Annotated in this window: 18 protein-coding genes and 2 tRNA genes; 7 read left to right on the top strand and 13 right to left on the bottom strand. The window is 66.9% G+C overall.

Going from position 1 to position 19,121, the window contains the following annotated elements; all coding sequences use genetic code 11:
- Nucleotides 1-1,044: a thiamine-phosphate kinase gene (thiL, locus tag ACSE4D_RS14735; RefSeq protein ID WP_135539492.1), complete on the bottom strand. Its 1,044-nt coding sequence runs from the start codon at nt 1,042-1,044 to the stop codon at nt 1-3.
- Nucleotides 1,045-1,076: 32 nt separating this feature from the next.
- Between thiL and ACSE4D_RS14730 the strand changes: the two genes are divergently transcribed.
- On the top strand, nt 1,077-1,625 hold the full coding sequence (locus tag ACSE4D_RS14730; RefSeq protein WP_135539494.1) for a DUF3515 domain-containing protein: 549 nt from the start codon (nt 1,077-1,079) through the stop codon (nt 1,623-1,625).
- Nucleotides 1,626-1,629: 4 nt separating this feature from the next.
- On the opposite strand, the gene ACSE4D_RS14725 is transcribed toward ACSE4D_RS14730, so the two are convergent.
- The 7 genes from ACSE4D_RS14725 to leuC form a co-directional block, all read right to left on the bottom strand.
- Entirely contained in the window at nt 1,630-2,745 is a 1,116-nt protein-coding gene (locus ACSE4D_RS14725; protein ID WP_135539496.1) for a D-alanine--D-alanine ligase family protein, read from the bottom strand.
- Nucleotides 2,746-2,837: 92 nt separating this feature from the next.
- Nucleotides 2,838-3,371, bottom strand: a complete 534-nt coding sequence (locus tag ACSE4D_RS14720) for a YbhB/YbcL family Raf kinase inhibitor-like protein (protein WP_135539498.1) — start codon at nt 3,369-3,371, stop codon at nt 2,838-2,840.
- An 8-nt stretch (nt 3,372-3,379) separates the two neighbouring features.
- Entirely contained in the window at nt 3,380-4,393 is a 1,014-nt protein-coding gene (locus tag ACSE4D_RS14715; RefSeq protein WP_425118817.1) for an NAD(P)H-dependent glycerol-3-phosphate dehydrogenase, read from the bottom strand.
- On the bottom strand, nt 4,390-5,157 hold the full coding sequence (locus tag ACSE4D_RS14710; RefSeq protein ID WP_425118818.1) for a lysophospholipid acyltransferase family protein: 768 nt from the start codon (nt 5,155-5,157) through the stop codon (nt 4,390-4,392). The genes ACSE4D_RS14715 and ACSE4D_RS14710 overlap by 4 nt, the downstream gene beginning before the upstream one ends.
- Nucleotides 5,154-6,470 (bottom strand): UDP-N-acetylglucosamine 1-carboxyvinyltransferase, encoded by a 1,317-nt coding sequence (gene murA, locus ACSE4D_RS14705; protein WP_425118820.1) that lies wholly within the window; start codon nt 6,468-6,470, stop codon nt 5,154-5,156. The genes ACSE4D_RS14710 and murA overlap by 4 nt, the downstream gene beginning before the upstream one ends.
- Before the next feature lie 162 nt (nt 6,471-6,632).
- Nucleotides 6,633-7,232, bottom strand: coding sequence for a 3-isopropylmalate dehydratase small subunit (leuD, locus tag ACSE4D_RS14700; protein ID WP_135539506.1), 600 nt, complete (start codon nt 7,230-7,232; stop codon nt 6,633-6,635).
- 16 nt (nt 7,233-7,248) lie between these two features.
- Nucleotides 7,249-8,733, bottom strand: coding sequence for a 3-isopropylmalate dehydratase large subunit (gene leuC, locus ACSE4D_RS14695; protein ID WP_436326153.1), 1,485 nt, complete (start codon nt 8,731-8,733; stop codon nt 7,249-7,251).
- Between the two features lie 176 nt (nt 8,734-8,909).
- Here leuC and ACSE4D_RS14690 point away from each other — a divergent pair, with 176 nt between their 5' ends.
- The 4 genes from ACSE4D_RS14690 to ACSE4D_RS14675 all read left to right on the top strand — a co-directional run bounded on the left by ACSE4D_RS14690 (nt 8,910) and on the right by ACSE4D_RS14675 (nt 12,636).
- A complete protein-coding gene (locus ACSE4D_RS14690) occupies nt 8,910-9,626 on the top strand; it encodes an IclR family transcriptional regulator (protein ID WP_135539510.1) in 717 nt (238 codons plus the stop codon).
- Between the two features lie 76 nt (nt 9,627-9,702).
- On the top strand, nt 9,703-10,461 hold the full coding sequence (locus tag ACSE4D_RS14685; RefSeq protein WP_135539512.1) for a DeoR/GlpR family DNA-binding transcription regulator: 759 nt from the start codon (nt 9,703-9,705) through the stop codon (nt 10,459-10,461).
- A 172-nt stretch (nt 10,462-10,633) separates the two neighbouring features.
- Entirely contained in the window at nt 10,634-12,331 is a 1,698-nt protein-coding gene (locus ACSE4D_RS14680; RefSeq protein WP_135539514.1) for a sodium:solute symporter family protein, read from the top strand.
- A gap of 17 nt (nt 12,332-12,348) precedes the next feature.
- Nucleotides 12,349-12,636, top strand: a complete 288-nt coding sequence (locus ACSE4D_RS14675) for a hypothetical protein (protein ID WP_135539515.1) — start codon at nt 12,349-12,351, stop codon at nt 12,634-12,636.
- Between the two features lie 152 nt (nt 12,637-12,788).
- Here the strand turns inward: ACSE4D_RS14675 and galK are convergent, their stop codons facing one another.
- Both galK and galT read right to left on the bottom strand, forming a co-directional pair.
- Nucleotides 12,789-14,078, bottom strand: a complete 1,290-nt coding sequence (galK, locus tag ACSE4D_RS14670) for a galactokinase (RefSeq protein WP_436326152.1) — start codon at nt 14,076-14,078, stop codon at nt 12,789-12,791.
- A complete protein-coding gene (gene galT / locus ACSE4D_RS14665; protein WP_436326151.1) occupies nt 14,075-15,301 on the bottom strand; it encodes a galactose-1-phosphate uridylyltransferase in 1,227 nt (408 codons plus the stop codon). The genes galK and galT overlap by 4 nt, the downstream gene beginning before the upstream one ends.
- Before the next feature lie 122 nt (nt 15,302-15,423).
- Here galT and ACSE4D_RS14660 point away from each other — a divergent pair, with 122 nt between their 5' ends.
- Nucleotides 15,424-16,497, top strand: a complete 1,074-nt coding sequence (locus ACSE4D_RS14660) for an aldose 1-epimerase family protein (protein WP_436326150.1) — start codon at nt 15,424-15,426, stop codon at nt 16,495-16,497.
- 138 nt (nt 16,498-16,635) lie between these two features.
- Nucleotides 16,636-17,352 (top strand): DUF4282 domain-containing protein, encoded by a 717-nt coding sequence (locus ACSE4D_RS14655; protein ID WP_135539523.1) that lies wholly within the window; start codon nt 16,636-16,638, stop codon nt 17,350-17,352.
- Nucleotides 17,353-17,470: 118 nt separating this feature from the next.
- On the opposite strand, the gene ACSE4D_RS14650 is transcribed toward ACSE4D_RS14655, so the two are convergent.
- The 3 genes from ACSE4D_RS14650 to ACSE4D_RS14640 form a co-directional block, all read right to left on the bottom strand.
- Nucleotides 17,471-17,543: transfer RNA gene (locus tag ACSE4D_RS14650), tRNA-Glu, on the bottom strand.
- Nucleotides 17,544-17,582: 39 nt separating this feature from the next.
- A tRNA-Gln gene (locus ACSE4D_RS14645) sits at nt 17,583-17,654 on the bottom strand.
- Between the two features lie 126 nt (nt 17,655-17,780).
- Entirely contained in the window at nt 17,781-19,121 is a 1,341-nt protein-coding gene (locus tag ACSE4D_RS14640; RefSeq protein WP_426937375.1) for an alpha/beta fold hydrolase, read from the bottom strand.

The raw sequence follows: 19,121 nt of genomic DNA, 5'->3' as shown, positions 1-19,121 counted from the left end.
TCACTTCCCGAAATGGCTGAAACCGCTCGTCGGCACGGGTGTGCCGTCGAGGCTGACATCGTGTCCGGTGCGGATCTCACCGATTCTCCGCCAGCCTACTCCAGGGTCCTGACTCGAGGCGCTCGACGCGACGAAGCCGTGGTCCTCTCCTCCGTGGAGGACCCAGGACAGGGCGAGATCCGCTGCGCCCGCCACTTCACCGAGCACCTGTTCAGCGGCCGGCAGCAGCGGGTCGACGAGATCCTGCAGCGCCGTCCGGTCGAGCTCGACGCCGACCCCCGAGGCGACGGCGATCCGGGCCAGATCGAGGCTCAGACCGTCGGAGACGTCGATCATCGCCGAGGCGGCCCTCAGACCGAGCAGCGCCCCGTAGTCGGGGCGTGGGGCCAGTTGGGCGGTGATGAGGGAGGCGAGTTCGGGTGCGGCCGTGTCCGGTCGGAGACCGGAGAAGAGGAGGTCGAGTCCGGCCGCGGCCCGACCGACCGTCCCGGCGAGGTAGAGAGAATCTCCCGGTCGGGCGCCGGAGCGCAGAATCGCCGGACCCGTGCCCGGCCCGTCCACACCTGCGGTGCCGACAGCGGCCGCGGTGCTGCCCTGGCCCACGGTCCCGAGTGCGGTGATCGCGACGACGATGAGGCCGGAGGACGACAGATCTCCGCCGATGATCGGCACGGTGGTCTCGAGTGCGGCACCGGCACGCCCCGCCTCGGCGAAAAGACCCGAGTACAGGGCTTCGACGGCGGTGATGTCCGTGTCGTCGGGAACGGCCAGGGACACGAGCAGTCCGTGCGGGCGGGCACCCATGGCGCAGACATCGGCGAGGTTCTGGGCGGCGGCCTTCCGGCCGAGCTTCTCCCATTCCAACCAGTCGCGGGTGAAATCCTCGTTCTCCACCAGCATGTCCGCCGTCGATACGAGCCGACCGTCCGGTGCGGTCACGGCCGCATCGTCTCCGGGTCCGACGATCACGTGAGCGCTGCTCGGGTTGCCAGTGAGCACGCGGGCGATGATGTGTGATTCGCGAAGTTCGGACAGTCGGGTCATGCCTCCAGGTTATCGGGAGATACGGTAGTCCTATGAGATCTCGCTCTGCTTCGCCGCGCCGCGTCTCACAGTCGCCGCGCCGCGCCTCGCGGTCGCCGCATCGCCCGCGCTCTCTGGCCCTGGCCGCCGTGGCCGCCGTATTGGTCGGCGTCGCGCTCTCCGGCTGTGCGCACAAGGTCATCGTCGAACCGGCGAAGGATGCCGCGAACCCGAAGTGTGCGGACATCATGCTCACCCTGCCCGATGAGATCTCCGGGCAGAAGGCCCGCACCACGTCCTCACAGGGCACGAAGGCGTGGGGCGATCCGAACATCGCGGTGCTGCGCTGCGGGGTCACCCCGCCCGGGCCGACGACCGATCAGTGTGTGAGTGTCAGCGGAGTCGATTGGATCTCGAAGCCGTCGGACGACGATGACGATGCGACGTGGATGTTCACCAGCTATGGCCGGAAGCCCGCCGTCGAGGTGCTCGTCAACCGCAAGGCCGAATCCGGCAACGATGTGCTCGCCGCGGTCTCCCCGGCCCTGGCGAAGCTCGAGCCCGAAGCCGAATGCGTCGGCGCCGAGGACGTCGAAGACTAGAGGTTCACTTCGCGCGGGCGTGATCGACGAGCGCGATGGAGATGAGTTCGCCGATGAGCTCGGAGTATTCGACTCCCGACTTCGCCCACATGAACGGGTACGCCGAGGTGGGGGTGAACCCGGGCAGGGTGTTGAGTTCGTTGACGACGACGTCCCCGGTGTCCGTGACGAAGGTGTCGACACGGGCCAGGCCGGTGCAGTCGAAGAGACGGAACACCGCTGCGGCCACGTCCTGCACCGCCTCCGTCGTCATCTCATCGAGGTCGGCCGGGCAGGTGACCTCGGCATCGGCGAGATCGAGATACTTCGCATCGAAATCGTAGAAGGCGTGGTCGCCGGTGACGCTGATCTCCCCCGGTGAGGACACGCGCAGGGTCGTATCGTAGAGCGAGCCGAGCACCGCGCATTCGACCTCTCGGCCGTTGACCTGGGGTTCGACGATGACCTTGGAATCGTGTTCGAAGGCTCCGGCGAGTGCGGCCTCGAGGTCGGCCGCCTCGGCGACTCGGCTCACGCCCATGGACGAGCCGGCGCGGGCAGGTTTGACGAACACGGGCAGGCCCAGGCCGGCGATGCGGGCCTCGACCTCGGCACGGTCGATCTCCCACATCGTCTCGGTCACGAGCTCCCACGGGCAGGTGGGGATCCCGGCCTGCGCCATGAGCGACTTCGTGAAGTGCTTGTCCATGCTCGCGGCCGAGGAGAACACACCGGAACCGACGAACGCGGTATCGCTGAGCTCGAACAGACCCTGCAGCGTCCCGTCCTCACCGAAGCGTCCGTGCAGGAGCGGGAAGAACACATCCACGGAGCCGAGTTCGGAGCAGTTGCCCTCGGCGTCGCGCTGCAGAAGAGGCGCCCCGTCTGCGGCCAGCGGAGGAATCACCTCGGTGCCGTTGTCGGTGACCTCGGGCATGTCCTGGGGGTCGAAGCGCATGCTCGCCCAGTCGTCGACGACCCGCCACACGCCGGTCTTCGTGATGCCGATCGGCAGGACGTCGAAGGCTTCGGCGTCGATGGCACCGATCACTCCGGCCGCGGTGACGCAGCTGACGGAATGCTCGCTCGAACGCCCGCCGAAGAGAACTGCGACGAGGGGCCGGTGATCGTTGTCTGCCATGAGATTCCTTGTTGTGTGGAGCTCCCCCGAACTGGGACCGGAAACGGGGGTGCGCACGCCGTCGAGGTGTGCGCGGACTGAAAGACTCTAGCTCACTTGGCCTCGAAGGTGCATTCCAGCCACGCGCGGCCGATGCCCTTGAAGAACATGTTGAAACCGGCGAAGGCAGGTGAGGCGGATTCGTCGATGCCCAGCGGTTCGGCCAGGGCCGTGACGATGAAGAAGTAGCGGTGCGGGCCGTGGCCTTCCGGAGGGGCGGCACCGACGAAGCGCGGCTCTCCGGCGTCGTTGCGCAGCGTCACGGCACCACCGGGCAGCAGGTCTGCGGCCGGGTCACCGGCGTTGGCGGGCAGGCTCGTCGTCGTGGCGTCGAGGTCGGTGACGACCCAGTGCCAGAATCCCGATCCGGTCGGGGCATCGGGGTCGAAGCAGGTCACGGCGAAGGCCTTGGTCTCGGCCGGGAAGCCGGACCAGGACAGCTGCGGGGAGACGTCCTCGCCGCCGGGAACACCCATGGCACCGGAGAGCTGGGGGCCGGTGAGCACCCCGCCGTCCTCGATGTCAGTGCTGGTCAGCGTGAAGGTCGGGAGTTCGGGAAGATTGTAGAACGGTGAGTTCGCACTCATGATGCTCCTTAGGCCGGGGGTCCTTCGTGCTTACGCTTCCGAGACAACAGCAAACCGGCGAGTTCGTCAACCCGCAGCTTGCCGGCGAGCACCGCGCACACCGCCTCGGTGATGGGCAGGTCGACGTCGAAGCGGCGGCCCAGGGCGAGCACGGCCGGGGCCGACTTCACGCCTTCGGCCGTCTGCGAGGTGTGGGCGATGACGTCCTCGAGGCTCATCCCCTCACCGAGGTGGCGCCCGAAGGTGCGGTTGCGCGACAAGGGTGAGGCGCAGGTGGCGACGAGGTCGCCGAGCCCGGCCAGCCCGGACAGGGTGTGCGCTTCCGCGCCCATGGCCGCGGCCAGTCGGGAGGTCTCGGCGAGTCCGCGGGTGATGATCGAGGCCTTCGAGTTGTCGCCGAGCTTCTGCCCGTCGGCGATGCCCACGGACAGGGCGATGATGTTCTTGATTGCACCGCCGACCTCCACGCCGACGACGTCGGTGTTCGTGTACGGACGGAAGTACGCGTTCGCGCTGATCTCCGCGACCACCTCGGCGGTGGTGATATCGGCCGATGCCACGACGGTGGCGGTCGGCTGCCGGTCCGCGATCTCACGGGCGAGGTTCGGGCCCGAGACGACGGCGATCTGGTTCTCGTCCACCTCGGCGACCTCGGCGATGACTTCGGACATGCGTTTGCCGGTGTCGACCTCGATGCCCTTCATCAGGCTCACGAGCTTGACCCCGGGACGCAGGTGCGGCTTCCACCGGGAGAGGTTCTGTCGCAGAGTCTGGGCGGGAACGGCGAGCACGATGACCTCGGCGTCGGTGACGGCGGCGATGTCATCAGCGGTCGCGGACAGACCCGCGGGCAGGATGCGCTCGCCGAGGTAGCGGTCGTTCGTGTGTGAGGTGTTGATCTCCTCGGCGACCTCGGCGCGGCGGGCCCACAGGGTGACGGGGAACCCGGCGTCGGCGATGACCGCGGCATAGGTCGTCCCCCACGATCCGGCTCCGAGGACCGCGATCTTGTCCACACTCATTCGCCCGTCTCCTTCTCTTCGAATCGCTGCGGCAGTGCACGTTCGGACAGTTCGGCGACCATCCGTGCGATGGTGTCCTTCAGCCGTTTGGACAGCTTCCCCATCGTCGCCTTCTCGGCACGGTGGACCCACAGGTCCGAGTAGTCGACGGGCGGTCCGAAGACGACCGTCGACTCATTGCTGAAGGGTTTGAAGCGCAGCTTCTTCTGGCCGCGCGGGAAGATCGTGTTCAGTCCCCAGTGGGCGGCGGGGATGATCGGGGCTCCGGTCTCGAGCGCGAGCCGGGCGGTGCCGGTCTTGAAATGCTGGGGCCAGAGCTCGGGGTCCTTCGTCAGCGTGCCTTCGGGGTAGATGACGACGGTCTGCCCGTGGGCCAGGGCGTCTTTCGCGTATTCGAGGGAGTCTCCCGCCGAAGCCGATGACCGCAGCACGGGGATCTGTCCGATCGTCTTGAGGATGAGGCCGAGGGCCCCGGAGAACAGGGTGGACTTCGCGAGGAAGTGCGGCATCCGACCGTTGCGTTTGAGGGCGAGGCCGACGAGGATCGGGTCGAGGTGGTTCGCGTGGTAGGCCGCGACGATGATTCCGGTGCCCTTCGGCGGCAGGTGTTCGATGCCGCGCACGCTCATCTTCGTGGCTGTGCGCATGAGCCCGAAGGCCGCGGTCGCGGCCACGGTGCCCGCCCGGTTCTGAGACCGCACCGAGGCGGGGTCGAAGGAGACCAGGTCGTGGTTGTTCGAGTCCGGTTCGGTGACCGCGCTCATGCGGACACCTCGGCGCCGAGTCCGACGAGCTTGTCGAGGAAGTTCTCGTATCCGCGGTTGATGAGTTCGATGCCGTGGACTTCGCTCGCGCCCTGGGCGGCCAGAGCGGCGATGAGGTGGCTGAATCCGCCGCGCAGGTCCGGTACGTCGATGCGGGTGCCCTTGAGGTCGGTGGGTCCGGAGACCACGGCCGAATGCTGGTAGTTGCGGCGGCCGAAGCGGCAGGGGGTGCCGCCGAGGCATTCGCGGTAGAGCTGGATCTGTGCCCCCATATCGCGCAGGGCCTCGGTGAAGCCGAAGCGGTTCTCATACACGGTTTCGTGAATGATCGACAGTCCCTCGGCCTGGGTCATTGCGACGACGAGCGGCTGCTGCCAGTCGGTCATGAAGCCGGGGTGGACGTCGGTTTCGAGGGCGAAGGATTTGAGTTTGCCGCCGGGATGGCGGAAACGGATCCCCGATTCCTGGACCTCGAACTCGCCGCCGATCTTGCGGAAGATGTTGAGGAAGGTGATGAGCTCGGGCTGGCTGGCTCCGGCGACGAAGATGTCTCCCCCGGTGGCCAGGGCGGCCGAGGCCCAGGAGGCGGTCTCATTGCGATCGGGCAGGGCACGGTGGATGAAGCCGCGCAGCGACTCCACGCCTTCGATGCGCACGACCCGGTCGGTGTCGACGGTGATGATCGCACCCATCTTCTGCAGCAGCGCAATGAGGTCCATGATCTCGGGTTCGATCGCGGCATTGCGCAGCTCGGTCACGCCTTCGGCACGCACGGCCGTCAGCAGCACCTGTTCGGTGGCGCCGACCGAGGGGTAGGGCAGTTCGACCTTCGTTCCCTGCAGGCAGCTGGTCGCCTTGAGCATGATGCCGCCGGGAGTCTTGTCGACCTCGGCACCGAACTGGCGGAGGACGTCGAGGTGGAAGTTGATGGGCCGGTCCCCGATATGGCAGCCGCCGAGGTCGGGGATGAAGGCCTGCCCGAGACTGTGCAGCAGCGGTCCGCAGAAGAGGATCGGGATGCGCGAGGAGCCGGCGTGAGCGTCGATGTCGACGATCGAGCCCTGCGCGACGTCGGCCGGGTCGAGGTGGAGTTCACCGTCGGGCTGGTCTCCGTCGGGGGCCGAGCTCACACGCACCCCGTGGAGCTCGAGGAGTCCGGTGACGATTTCGACGTCGCGGATCTGGGGCACACCGCGGAGCACGGATGGGGTCTCTCCCAGCAGGGAGGCGACCATCGCCTTGGGCACCAGGTTCTTGGCGCCGCGGACTCTGACGGTGCCGTCCAGCGGGTTTCCCCCACGTACTTCGAGCATGTTCCTCCCTGATTCCGATGATCGGATCCGGGCATGGTGACGCCCGGAGACGGTGCCCGAACGTTGGCCGGGGCACCGTCCTAGACTATCGCAGGCATCGGGTTCCCACCGACTCGCCGAGGCGGGGCCGACCCGAGCCGGAGTCGGCCGCCTCGGCGAGGGTCAGACCTTGGCGGGCAGGGTCTTGGGCTTGAATGCGAACCGGGAGGATTCGTAGGCGACGATGTCCTCTTCCTTGGCCAGGGTGAGGCTGATGTCGTCGTGGCCTTCGAGCAGGCGCCAGCGCGTGTAGTCGTCGATCTGGAAGGGCACGGTGACCGAATCGCAGGTCACTGTCTTCTCCTCGAGATCGACGGTGATGGAAGTACCCGGCTGGTTTTCGAGGATCTTCCAGATCAGCTCGATGTCGTGCTGTTCGAGCTGCGCGGCCAGCAGGCCCTCCTTGCCGGAGTTGCCGCGGAAGATGTCGCCGAAGCGCGAGGACAGCACGACCCGGAAGCCGTAGTCCTTGAGCGCCCAGACGGCATGTTCGCGTGAGGACCCGGTGCCGAAGTCGGGGCCGGCCACGAGCACGGAGCCGGCCGAGAAGTCCGGGTCATTGAGGACGAAGTCGTCACTGGTCCGCCACCGGTAGAACAGAGCATCTTCGAAGCCGGTGCGGGTGACCCGCTTGAGGAACTTCGCGGGGATGATCTGGTCGGTGTCGATATTGGATCGGCGCAGAGGAACGCCGACGCCGGTGTGGGTGCTGAAAGCTTCCATGGCTCGTCTTCCTTCTTCAGTCGTTCGCCGAGATCGGGGTCAGGGACAGGCTGAGTCGTTCGTCGGCCCATTCCACGGGTTCGGCGTCCCGCGGCAGGTCGGCGACGTCGCCAGGCGAGGACAGGGTGCCGCGCACCGCGGTGGCCGCAGCCACGAGCGGTGAGACGAGGTGGGTGCGTCCGCCCTTGCCCTGGCGGCCTTCGAAGTTGCGGTTCGATGTCGAGGCGCAGCGTTCGCCTTCGGCGAGCTGGTCGGGGTTCATGCCCAGGCACATCGAGCAGCCGGCGAAGCGCCATTCGCCGCCGAAGTCCTTGAAGATCCTGTCCAGGCCTTCCTCCTCGGCCTGGAGGCGGACCTTCGCCGAGCCGGGCACGACCATGAAGCGGACGTTCTCGGCTTTCTTCCGGCTGCGGACGATCTCGGCAGCGGCCCGCAGGTCCTCGATCCGGGAGTTCGTGCAGGAGCCGAGGAAGACGGTGTCCACGGCGATCTCGCGCAGTGGGGTGCCCGGGGTCAGCCCCATGTAGGCCAGGGCGTTGGCCGCGGCGGTCTTGTCGTTCTCGTCGGTGAAGTCATCGGGGCTGGGCACCGAGGCCGACAGCGGCAGGCCCTGCCCGGGGTTCGTGCCCCAGGTGACGAAGGGTTCGATGTCTTCGGCCTTGAGGACGACCTCGGCGTCGAATTCGGCGCCTTCATCGGTGTAGAGGGTCTTCCAGTATTCGACTGCGGCGTCCCAGTCTTCGCCTTCGGGGGCATGCGGGCGGCCCTTGACGTAGTCGAAGGTCGTCTCGTCGGGGGCGACCATTCCGGCGCGGGCGCCGGCTTCGATCGACATATTGCAGATCGTCATGCGTGCTTCCATCGACAGCTGACGGATCGCCGAGCCGCGGTATTCGAGGACGTAGCCCTGTCCTCCGCCGGTGCCGATCTTCGCGATGATGGCGAGGATGATGTCCTTGGCGGACGAGCCTTCGGGCAGGTCGCCGTCGACGGTGATCGACATCGTCTTGAACGGTTTGAGACTCAGCGTCTGAGTGGCGAGCACATGCTCGACCTCGGAGGTGCCGATGCCGAAGGCCAGAGCCCCGAAAGCACCGTGGGTGGAGGTGTGCGAGTCGCCGCAGACGACGGTCGTGCCCGGCTGGGTCAAGCCCAGCTGCGGTCCGACGACGTGGACGATGCCCTGGTCGGCGTCGCCGAGGCTGTGCAGGCGGATCCCGAACTCCCCGGCGTTCTTGCGCAGGGTGTTGATCTGCGTGGCCGAGGTGGGTTCGGCGATCGGCTTGTCGATGTCCCAGGTCGGTGTGTTGTGGTCCTCGGTGGCGATCGTGAGGTCGGGGCGGCGCACGGGGCGCCCGGCGAGTCGGAGTCCATCGAAGGCCTGCGGGCTGGTGACCTCGTGGACGAGGTGGAGGTCGATGTAGATAAGGTCCGGCGCACCGTCAACACCAAGTGAGACGACGTGATCGGCCCAGACCTTCTCGGCCAATGTGCGTGGCATGGTTCCTCCCGCCGGTGCAGGGGTTCCCTGCACCCGATGTAGATCTGACGCGACGAGGGTCGGCGCGTCGATGAACTGGGTTGTCTGCACTGGAGTGAGTGCGTAAGGGAAATCTACTCGCCCGTATCGCAATGCGAACTTGCATCTCGCCCACTGAGACGCGCACAATGGTGTCTATGACAAGCAATGGTAGCGGCGTCGGGGTCATCGACAAGGCCGCAATGGTTCTCTCCGCACTTGAGGCCGGACCCGCCTCTCTCGCCGAATTGGTGACGCTGACCGGACTGGCACGCCCCACTGCCCACCGCCTGGCTGTTGCCCTCGAATTCCACCGCATCGTCGGTCGTGACCTGCAGGGGCGCTTCGTCCTCGGTCCGCGCCTGGCCGAGCTGTCCTCGGCCGCCGGCGAGGATCGCCTGCTGGCCGCGGCCGGTCCCGTGCTCGGGCAGCTGCGCGATCAGACCGGTGAGTCCGCCCAGCTCTTCCGCCGTCAGGGCGATCTGCGTCTGTGCGTGGCCGCGGCCGAACGCCCCGTGGGTCTGCGCGACTCCGTGCCGATCGGGGCGACGCTGTCGATGCGCGCCGGTTCCGCCGCCCAGGTGCTGCTGGCTTGGGAGGAGCCCGACCGGCTGCACACCGGGCTGCGCGGGGCCCGGTTCTCCGCGACCATGCTCTCCGGTATCCGTCGCCGAGGATGGGCGCAGTCGATCGCTGAACGCGAGCGCGGTGTCGCCTCGGTGTCGGCCCCCGTGCGCGGGCCGAGCAATCGCGTGGTCGCGGCCGTCTCGATCTCCGGCCCCGTCGACCGGCTCACCCGGCAGCCGGGTCGCCTGCACGCGAAGTCCGTCATCGACGCCGCGAGGACGCTGACCGAAGCACTCGTGCGCGGCTAGCCACGCTCCCGAAGCCGCACCCGACCGCGGGCCCGGAGGAACTCTCCTCCGGGCCCGCGGTCTGTACTATGGCCCCATGATCGCCGCTCAGAGACGCAACATCATCGTCGACACGATCGAACGCGATGGAGCCGTATCGATCTCCTCGCTCTCGGAGAAGCTCGACACCTCGGCCGTGACCATCCGGCGCGACCTCGACCAGCTCGCCGATGAGGGGCGGCTCATCCGCACGCATGGCGGCGCCGTGCTGGTATCGAGTGCCCGCGAGTCGAGCTATGCGGAGAAGCTCGAACAGGCGCTGGCAGAGAAGACCGCAATCGCCAGGGCCGCGGCGGCGCATGTGCGCAACGGCGACGTCGTGGCACTCGGCCCCGGCACGACGACCGAACTGCTGGCCAAGGAGCTCGTCGGCCGCTCAGGACTGCGAGTCGTGACGAACTCACTCCTCGTCGCCGAGGCCATGGTCTCCTCCCCCGACAACGAGGTCATCGTCGTCGGGGGAATCCTCCGCCACTCCATCCGAGCCTTCGTCGGCGGCGGGACGGTCTCCCAGCTGCTCGGACTGCGCGCCGACACCGTGTTCCTCTCCGGCAATGGGCTGGCCGCGGACTTCGGTCTCTCGACTCCCGCCTTCCCCGTCGCCGACACGGATCGCGCCATGGCTGCCGGCGCCACTCGCGTCATCGCGCTCGTCGATCACACGAAGATCGGCCTGCGTTCCTCTGTGCTCACCGTGCCCACCGACGAGATCGACCACCTCATCACCGACGGCAAGAGCGAGAAGACCCCGCTCGAGGCGCTGCGGTCTGCAGGCGTCGATGTCGAAGTTGCGTGACCTTCCGACCCACTGTCGACGCCTCCGTCGACACCGGCTTCGACACACCCCCGGACAAGCGATCAAAACTGTTCAGGTTCGATCACTAGCGATCAAGCTCACAATCCTCTAAAGTGTCGGTTTGGGTGGCTCAGACCACAGACGACCATTCACCGACGCTGTTGGAGGAACCTTGGAAGCAATCCGCTTGGACGCACAGTGGATCGACTATCTGCTGATTGCGATCTACTTCATCTTCGTCCTCGGAATCGGGTGGTTCGCCAAACGCGGGATCTCCTCGAGCATCGAGTTCCTCCTCTCGGGCCGGAGCCTTCCGGCGTGGGTCACGGCTCTCGCGTTCGTCTCGGCCAACCTCGGTGCCGTGGAGATCATGGGCATGTCGGCCACCGGCGCTCAGTACGGCATGCCGACGATGCACTACTTCTGGATCGGAGCGGTGCCGGCGATGCTCTTCCTCGGCGTCGTCATGATGCCCTTCTACTACGGGTCGAAGGTCAGATCCGTACCGGAGTTCATGCGCAAGCGCTTCGGTCCGGGTGCTCACCTGGTCAATGCGCTGTCGTTCGCGGTCGCGCAGATCCTCATCGCCGGCGTCAACCTCTTCCTGCTCGGCACGATCGTCAACCGTCTGCTCGGGTGGCCGCTGTGGATCGCCCTCGTCGTCGCCGCGGTCATCGTCCTGTCCTACATCACCCTCGGCGGACTGACCGCAGCGATCTACAACGAGGTGCTCCAGTTCTTCGTCATCGTCGCAGCCCTTCTGCCGCTGACGATCATCGGGCTGAACCGGGTCGGCGGCTGGGACGGCCTCGTGGAGAAGGTGAGCAACGACGGCATGCTCGGTGCCGAGCAGCTGAGCAGCTGGCCCGGTGAGCAGCTTTCCGGTTTCGCCAACCCCGTGCTCTCGGTCGTCGGCATCGTCTTCGGTCTCGGCTTCGTCCTCTCCTTCGGCTACTGGACGACGAACTTCGTCGAAGTCCAGCGGGCCATGGCCTCGAAGAGCATCAATGCCGCGCGGATGACACCGATCCTCGGTGCATTCCCGAAGATGCTCATCCCCTTCATCGTCGTCATCCCCGGCATGATCGCCGCCGTCCTCGTCACCCAGCTGTCGAAGTTCAAGGAGATCTCCGCCTCCGTCGGCGAGGCCAGCGCCGCCGCCGAGACGGGAGTGACCTACAACGATGCGCTCCTGCTGCTCATGCGCGAGGTGCTGCCCAACGGCCTGCTGGGCGTCGCGATCGCCGGTCTCCTCGCCGCATTCATGGCCGGAATGGCCGCGAACATCTCCGCGTTCAACACCGTCTTCAGCTACGACCTGTGGCAGCAGTACGTGGTCAAGGACCGCGAGGACGACTACTACCTCAAGGTCGGCCGCTTCGCCACGATCGGCGCCTGCATCGTCGCGATCTTCACCGCGCTCATCGCCGGCAACTTCTCCAACCTCATGGACTACCTGCAGACGCTGTTCGGCTTCTTCAACGCGCCGCTGTTCGCCACGTTCATCCTCGGTATGTTCTGGAAGCGGATGTCCGCAACCGCCGGTTGGGTCGGTCTGGTCGGCGGTACGCTCTCGGCCGTCGCGGTCTTCATCCTCAGCGAGACCGGGGTCTTCGACCTGCCGGGCCAGGGCGCGGCGTTCCTCGCCGCCAGCACGGCCTTCGTCGTCGATATCCTCCTCTCGGTGATCGTCACCTTCCGGACGGCACCGAAGCCTGCCCATGAGCTGCGCGGACTCGTCTACTCCGAGACTCCGAAGGCCGACTTCGAGGACTTCAACGAGCCGAAGCCGCCGGTGTGGAAGCGTCCGGTCCCGGTGGCCGGAGCCGCGCTCGTCCTCGTCATCATCCTCAACGTGACCTTCGGGTGAAGGAGCCAGTGAATCCAATGAGCAATTCGAACGAACTGACCAAGACCGCGGGCGCCTTCGACATCCGCAATTTCATCGGCGTGCTGCTGGGGATCTTCGGGATCGTCCTCACGATCGCCGGCATCGTCGACTTCACTCCCGATGAGGCGGAGCGGACGGGAGGCATCGACGCGAACCTGTGGACCGGAATCGGCCTCATCATCGCGGCCGCACTCTTCCTCGCCTGGGCCAAGGTGCGACCGATCCGGATCGTCGAGACCACCGATGACGTCACCGGCACCGAGGCGGCCCCGGACAACGACTGACACTGCAGTTCGCAGCTGGTGCAGTTCAGGGCCCAGCCGCGATGAGGGCGCTCCTCACGCGCATCCGGTGACGAAACCGACGGACCGGCAGGCATCACGCCTGCCGATCCGTCGGTTTCACTGCTGGTTCATGGGGGCGGCCCGGCGCCGGGTCACTCGAACCGGCCGGCTCCTCGTCCCGCGCTGACGGCGAAGATGTCCGGTGCCCGGTATCCGAGTTCGGCGAAGGCCGCGGTCACGGCCTGCCCGACAGCGTCGACTTCAGCAGCGTCGATGAGCGCAATCGCCGATCCGCCGAAACCGCCGCCGATCATCCGCGCCCCGATCGCCCCGGCTCCCAGCGCCGCCGTCACGGCGGCATCGAGCTCGACGCATGAGACCTCGTAGTCATGGGCCAGGGACTCGTGAGAAGCCACCAGCAGATCGCCGATCGCCTGGACGCGAGCGTCATGGTCGGCGCCTGTCGACGATCTGCTGTCTGTGAGGAGTTCGACGGTGGCGCGGACGCGAGCGTTCTCGGCGAGGACGTGGCGCACCCGCTTGCGCTGCTCCTCGGTGAAACCGGTGAGGTCGACATCGTCGGCGAGTTCCCGCAGGCTCTCGACGCCACAGAGTGCGGCGACGTCCTCGCAGGTCTTCCTCCGGGCCCCGTATCCGCTTTCGCTGTGCGAGTGGGAGACGCGGGTGTCGATGACGAGCAGTCTGAGCCCTTCGGCGTCGAGGTCGAAGGGGATCTGGCGGGCGCTGAGGTCGCGGCAGTCGAGGAACAGCGCATGTCCGGCCTCGGTCATGATCGACGCGGCCTGGTCGACGATTCCTGTCGGTGCGCCGACGAAGTCGTTCTCGGCCCGCTGGGTCAGCAGCACCTTCTCCCGGTCGTCGAGCCCGAGCCCAAAGACCTCGTCGAGGGCGATGAGCACCGCCACTTCGAGGGCGTGCGATGACGACAGTCCCGCACCGACGGGGACGGTCGATTCGATGTAGAGGTCGACTCCGCCGACCATCGTGCCGGTCGTCTTGGCGATTTCGTCGACGACGCCGGCCGGGTGGCTGAGCCAGCCGGGCAGCGTTCCGGGGGTCAGCTCTGCAGCCGTGAACTGTCCGCTGACGCGTTCGCCCGATTCGTCGCGGTGGTCGGAGATGATGCGAATGCTCTCCCCGCACCGAGGCGGCTGTGCACTTCCTCTGCCCGTGTCGTTCGCGTGGTTTCGCCCGAGTGCGCCTTCGTCGGCTTCTTCGGTGTTGTGCGCGGGACGCCGTCCGATGGCCACGTACACGGCCCTGTCGATGGCGATGGGCAGCACGAAGCCGTTGTTGTAGTCCGTGTGCTCGCCGATGATGTTCACGCGTCCGGGCGCGCGGTAGCAGCCGAGCGGCGCATATCCGAAGAGGGTCTCGAACTCCGTCGAAAGGCTCTCGGGGGTCGGTGCTGCTGCGCTCATCGGCTTCTGCCTTCGTTCGAGTCGTCGACCGTGCCGGTCGCTTCGGTGTCCGCATTCGGCACTGCACGCAGCCGTGCCGCGGTCTCTTCGGCCGAGACGTCGCCGACGAAGGCACCCATGGCCGCTTCGGAGCCGGCGAGGAACTTGAGTTTGGCTTCGGCTCTCCGCGGACTCGTGATTTCGAGGTGGAGCCATTCGGCGTCGCGATCCTCGCTGTTGACCGGCGCCTGATGCCAGGCCGCGATATAGGGGGTGGGCGTCGGATAGAGGCCGTCGATGCGCCGCAGCACTTCGGGGTAGGTTCGAGCCAGATCGTCGCGTTCGACCTCATCGAGTTCGTCGAGGCTGCCCACCTGCCGGTGAGGGACGATATGGACTTCGATCGGCCAGCGGGCGGCGAAGGGCACGAAAGCGGAGAAGTGTTCGGATTCGAGGACCATCCGCTCCCCCGACTCGCGTTCGAAGGCCAGCACGTCTCCCATCAGCGCCCGGCCGCTCGCCCGCAGATGCTGCTGCGCCCGGGCCGAGGTGATCGCCGTGTGCGGAGTGACATACGGGTAAGCATAGATCTGACCGTGCGGGTGGTTCATCGTCACCCCGATCTCCTCGCCCCGGTTCTCGAACATGAAGACCTGTTCGATGCCCGGCAGGGCCGACAGTTCGGCTGTCCGATGCGCCCAGGCGTCGATGACGGTGCGAGCGCGGGCGGTGCCGAGCTCGGCGAAGGAGCCGTTGTGTTCGGAGGAGAACACGACGACTTCGCAGCGGCCGTACCCGGGCGCCGACAGTGCGGCTCTCACGGATTCGACGGCGGCTGCGTCGGCCCCGGTGGCGGTGTCACCGGAACTGGGTGCCGCCTCGGCGAGGGCCTCGTCGACGGTCGTCACGGGCGGGACCTCGCCGAGGTCGGGTCCCAGCGAGGGGAATCGGTTCTCGAAGACGACGACGTCGAAGTCCTCGGCCGGGACTTCGGTGGGCCGATCGGTCGTCGACGGGCACAGCGGGCAGTCGGCGGCGGCGGGCAGGTGAGTGCGCGACTGTCGGTGCGTGGCCACGGCCACCCATTCGCCGGTGAGCACATCGAAGCGCAGGGCGCCGCTGGCCGGCCGGGATTCGTCGGGACGGGGGTCCGCGGCGATCGTCGGTGCTGGTGAGTCGGGGTCCTGGAAGAACAGGACCTCACGACCATCGGACAGATTCGTCCGGCGATGCGACGCTGGCATCAGACCTCCCAAACGTTATCATTTTCGATCATAATGCTAACATCCGCCCGCTGCGGCGACGGCGGACAGCGTAGAATATCGGCAACGAATCCTCCCACCGCCATCGCCGACTCCGGAGACCTATGACCACCAGCATCGAACTCGTCTGCACCGAGTCCACGGCAGTCGTCTCCCCCATCGGTGCGGCCCTGCTCAGCTTCACCGTCGGCGATCGCCCGATCGTGGTGCCGATGGAGGCTTTCGACGGTGCCGTGCTCGCGCCGTGGCCGAACCGGATCGCCGGTGGGCGCTTCGATTTCGACGGGCGAAATCATCAGCTTCCGATCACCGAGCCCGGCAACAATACCGCGCTGCATGGCCTCGTCGCCGACGTCGAGTGGACGGTGACGCAGCGGTCCGAGTCCACCGTCAGCCTCGACTACACACTGGAGCCTGCGGAGGGTTACCCGTTCGCCTTCGCACTCCGCATCGTCTACGAGCTCGCCGAGGAGGGGCTGAGCGTCCGCGCCCGTGCCCGCAATACGGGGTCGGGTCGGGCTCCGTTCGGTTTCGGTTTCCACCCGTGGATCTCTCCCGGCTCGCACTCCCCCGACGGTCCCGGTACTCACTCTTCCGGCGGCAAGGGCTCGGGCTCCTCTGGCGGCCCCGGCTCGGACTCCTCCGGCGGCGCAGTCGACGACGCCCAGCTGGTCGTTCCCGCCACGACCTGGTTCGAGACCGATGAACGACTCATCCCGACCGACGTCCGTCCTTTCGATGACGGCACGGTGATCCCGGCCGACCATGCAGCCGATGAGTCAGCGTGCATCGTGTGCAAGGACTTCCGGGCGCTGCGCACGATCGGTGACACGGTGCTCGATGATGCCTTCGGTTCGCCTCGGCGCGGGGACGATGCATGGTCACGCGCCCGGCTCAAGGGCGCCGACGATCGTGAGGTCATCATCGGGATGGACCCTGGTTTCCGCACCTGGCAGGTGTGCACCGGTGATGGACTCGGCGCGGATCTGGCCCGGCGGGCGATCGCGATCGAGCCGATGACCTGTCCGCCGAACGCATTCGCCGCCGGAATTCCAGGCGAGGATTTCGACGTCGTCGCACCCGGAGACGAGCTCGCCGTCGAGTGGAGCATCGGCCTGCGGCCCCGCGCGGGATCCTCGTCGGCGAGTGCGGACTCCGCTCCGGAGGATGCCGTCTGAATCGTCGTTTCTCCTGTCTCTGTCAACATGACGGACGACGTTCCCTCTGAAAGGGTGCCCTGATAGGTTGCGACTACAGGCAGATAGCCAGGGAGTGCAATCCGGACGGACCGCTCTCCATTCGCGAAAGGGACGAACATGTCGACTCCTCAGAATCCGAACGACCCGAACACCGGCCAGCCGAACCCGAACGACCCCAACAGCGGTCAGCCCAATCCGAATGAACCGCTTCCCGAGGGGCAGCCCACCCCCAATGAACAGCTTTCCGAGAGCCAGGGCGCAGGCGCCGGCGATCAGGGACAGGGCCAGGGCCAGGCCCAACAGGCCGCCTACCAGCAGGGAACGTATGATCCCAACGCCTACCAGTCTCCGTCGTACCAGCAGGGCTCCTACTCACAGCCCGGCGCCTATCAGCAGGGCGCGGGCCAGCAGCAGGCCTACGACCAGCAGGCGTATGGTCAGCCGGTCTACGGTCAGCCCGCGTACGGGCAGGCCCCGCAGCAGGCACCCGCTCAGGCCGGATTCTTCAAGTCGCTGTTCGACATCCGCTTCGACAACTTCATTGCGGTGAAGTGGGCGGGCTTCATCTACATCATCGCGATGATCGTCGCCGCGCTTTCGTACCTCGGCACCATCGTCGCCGGCATCAGCGCTGGAGTCGTCGCCGGTACGACGGCGAGCTACTTCAACGACGGCCCGAGCTTCAACGTCCTGCCGCTGATCCTCTCGATCGTCTTCGGCTGGATCATTCCGGCGCTGTGGGTCATCGGCGTGCGTCTCGTGCTCGAGCTCATCGTGTCGAACATCAAGACGGCCGAGAACACGAAGAAGATCGCCGACTCCGTCTCCCGCTGAGTCCGCCGCCGCGGCTCGGGCAGATCGCCGCCCCGGGGGAGGCCGGCGATCCTGCCGAGCTCAGGCCCCGTGAATTAGAGTGAGCCCCGCACCGAAACTTCGATGCGGGGCTCAACCGTACCCCCGAGCAGATTCGAACTGCCGTTACCGCCTTGAGAGGGCGGCGTCCTAGGCCACTAGACGACGGGGGCTCAGACCACTCACCTGGAGACTCCTCCGGATGATGTCCGCTGGGCTACCAGGACTTGAACCTAGACTAAATGAACCAGAATCACTCGTGCTGCCAATTACACCATAGCCCAATGTTTTTCAAGGTCATCCCCGTGGGGATTTTCCCTGAGCAACGAGATATAACTCTACACAAGCACCCCGCCTCACGACAAATTTCCGGGGCTCCTTTTCAGTGTGAGCTTCTTAACACGCCGGCCTCACCCGCGGGCGAGCCCGATGAGCCGGTCGAGGACTCGGTAGCCGTCGGCTCGCAGCCCGTTGTGCTCGTACTCGTTCGTCACCCACGCCTGCACCCCGGAAAGGTGCTCGGCAGTGGCCAGCGAGTGCTCCACGGGCACGTAGGCGTCCTCGTAGTACACCGCCGCAGCACCGCGGACTTCGGCGGCCCGCAGCGCATCGACGTCGTAGAGCCTCGGCCACTGACGAACGGCAACGAGGTCGGCCACCTCGGCGAACGGCGCGAGCTCGGGATCCTCGTGGAGGGATTCGGGCCCGGCATGTTCGCCGGCCAGCAGAGTGGGATCCTCGGCGACGGCGTCGGGCATCGCCCGTCGCGCGGCCCAGTTCGTCACCGTGCCGTCGGCCCAACACGATTCGTGGATGACCGCGTAGAGCGGGTTGCGTCCCGAGAACGGCAGGGACGCGGCCAGATCGTGCCGGAACGCCGCCGAGGCGGGATCAAGGTCGAGCAGATAGTGCAGCTTCTCCGGTCCGTCGGAGGCTCCGAGGAAGTGCCCGAGCAGACGGATCCGCTCGGGCGTCGCGCGTGCTCCTCCGGGCAGGGCGATGCCCTCGCCGGCCGACGCGAGATCAACCAGACGACGCATCTTCTCCCGGTCGCCGGGGAAGGTCCGATAGTGCTGCTCAGACTTGCCGATCATGCCTTCCCACGTCCGCCCGTACACGGCGGCCGGGTCGAGGCCGATCGCCGGCAGACCGCCCGTGAAGTACACTTCGTCGAGCGAAGACGCATGCGCTGAGACGTACCGCAGGGTGGTGAAACCCCCAAAGGACTGGCCGAGCAGCGACCAGGATTCCACGCCGAGGTGGCCGCGCAGGATCTCTGCATCCTCGACGATCGAGTCGGCTCGGAAGTACGAGAGCGCCTCGGCGATCGCGGCCGGGTCATCTCCGACGGACTCCAACCCGGTGATCGTCCCGTCGACCGAACCGATCGGGTTCGACCGGCCGGTCCCCCGCTGGTCGAGCATGACGACCTGGAATTCCTCGAGCGCTCGGGCCACCCAGCTGCCGGGGCTCACCGGTGTCACCGGCCGCGGGGCCTCGACGCCGGGTCCGCCCTGCAGAAAGACGAGGTAGGGCTTGGTGCTCGCCGGCTCGGTCGCGATGATCCGTGCGAACACGGTCAGCGTCTGCGGCAGGTTGACCGGCGGCGAGGTCATCCCGCCCGAGGTGGCACCCACCGAGGCGGCCGTCCCCGGTCCATCGTCCGACCGTCCGAAATGGTCGAAGGGCGCGTCGATGACGATATCGGAGAAGTGCAGTCCCCCGCGGGTCCAGTTCGTCTGTTCGACCAT

The organism is Brevibacterium sp. FAM 27836 (genome assembly GCF_051351055.1).
Classification (GTDB): domain Bacteria; phylum Actinomycetota; class Actinomycetes; order Actinomycetales; family Brevibacteriaceae; genus Brevibacterium.
Note: the sequence above shows the minus strand (reverse complement) of the source record. Positions and strands in the feature narration are given on the sequence as shown.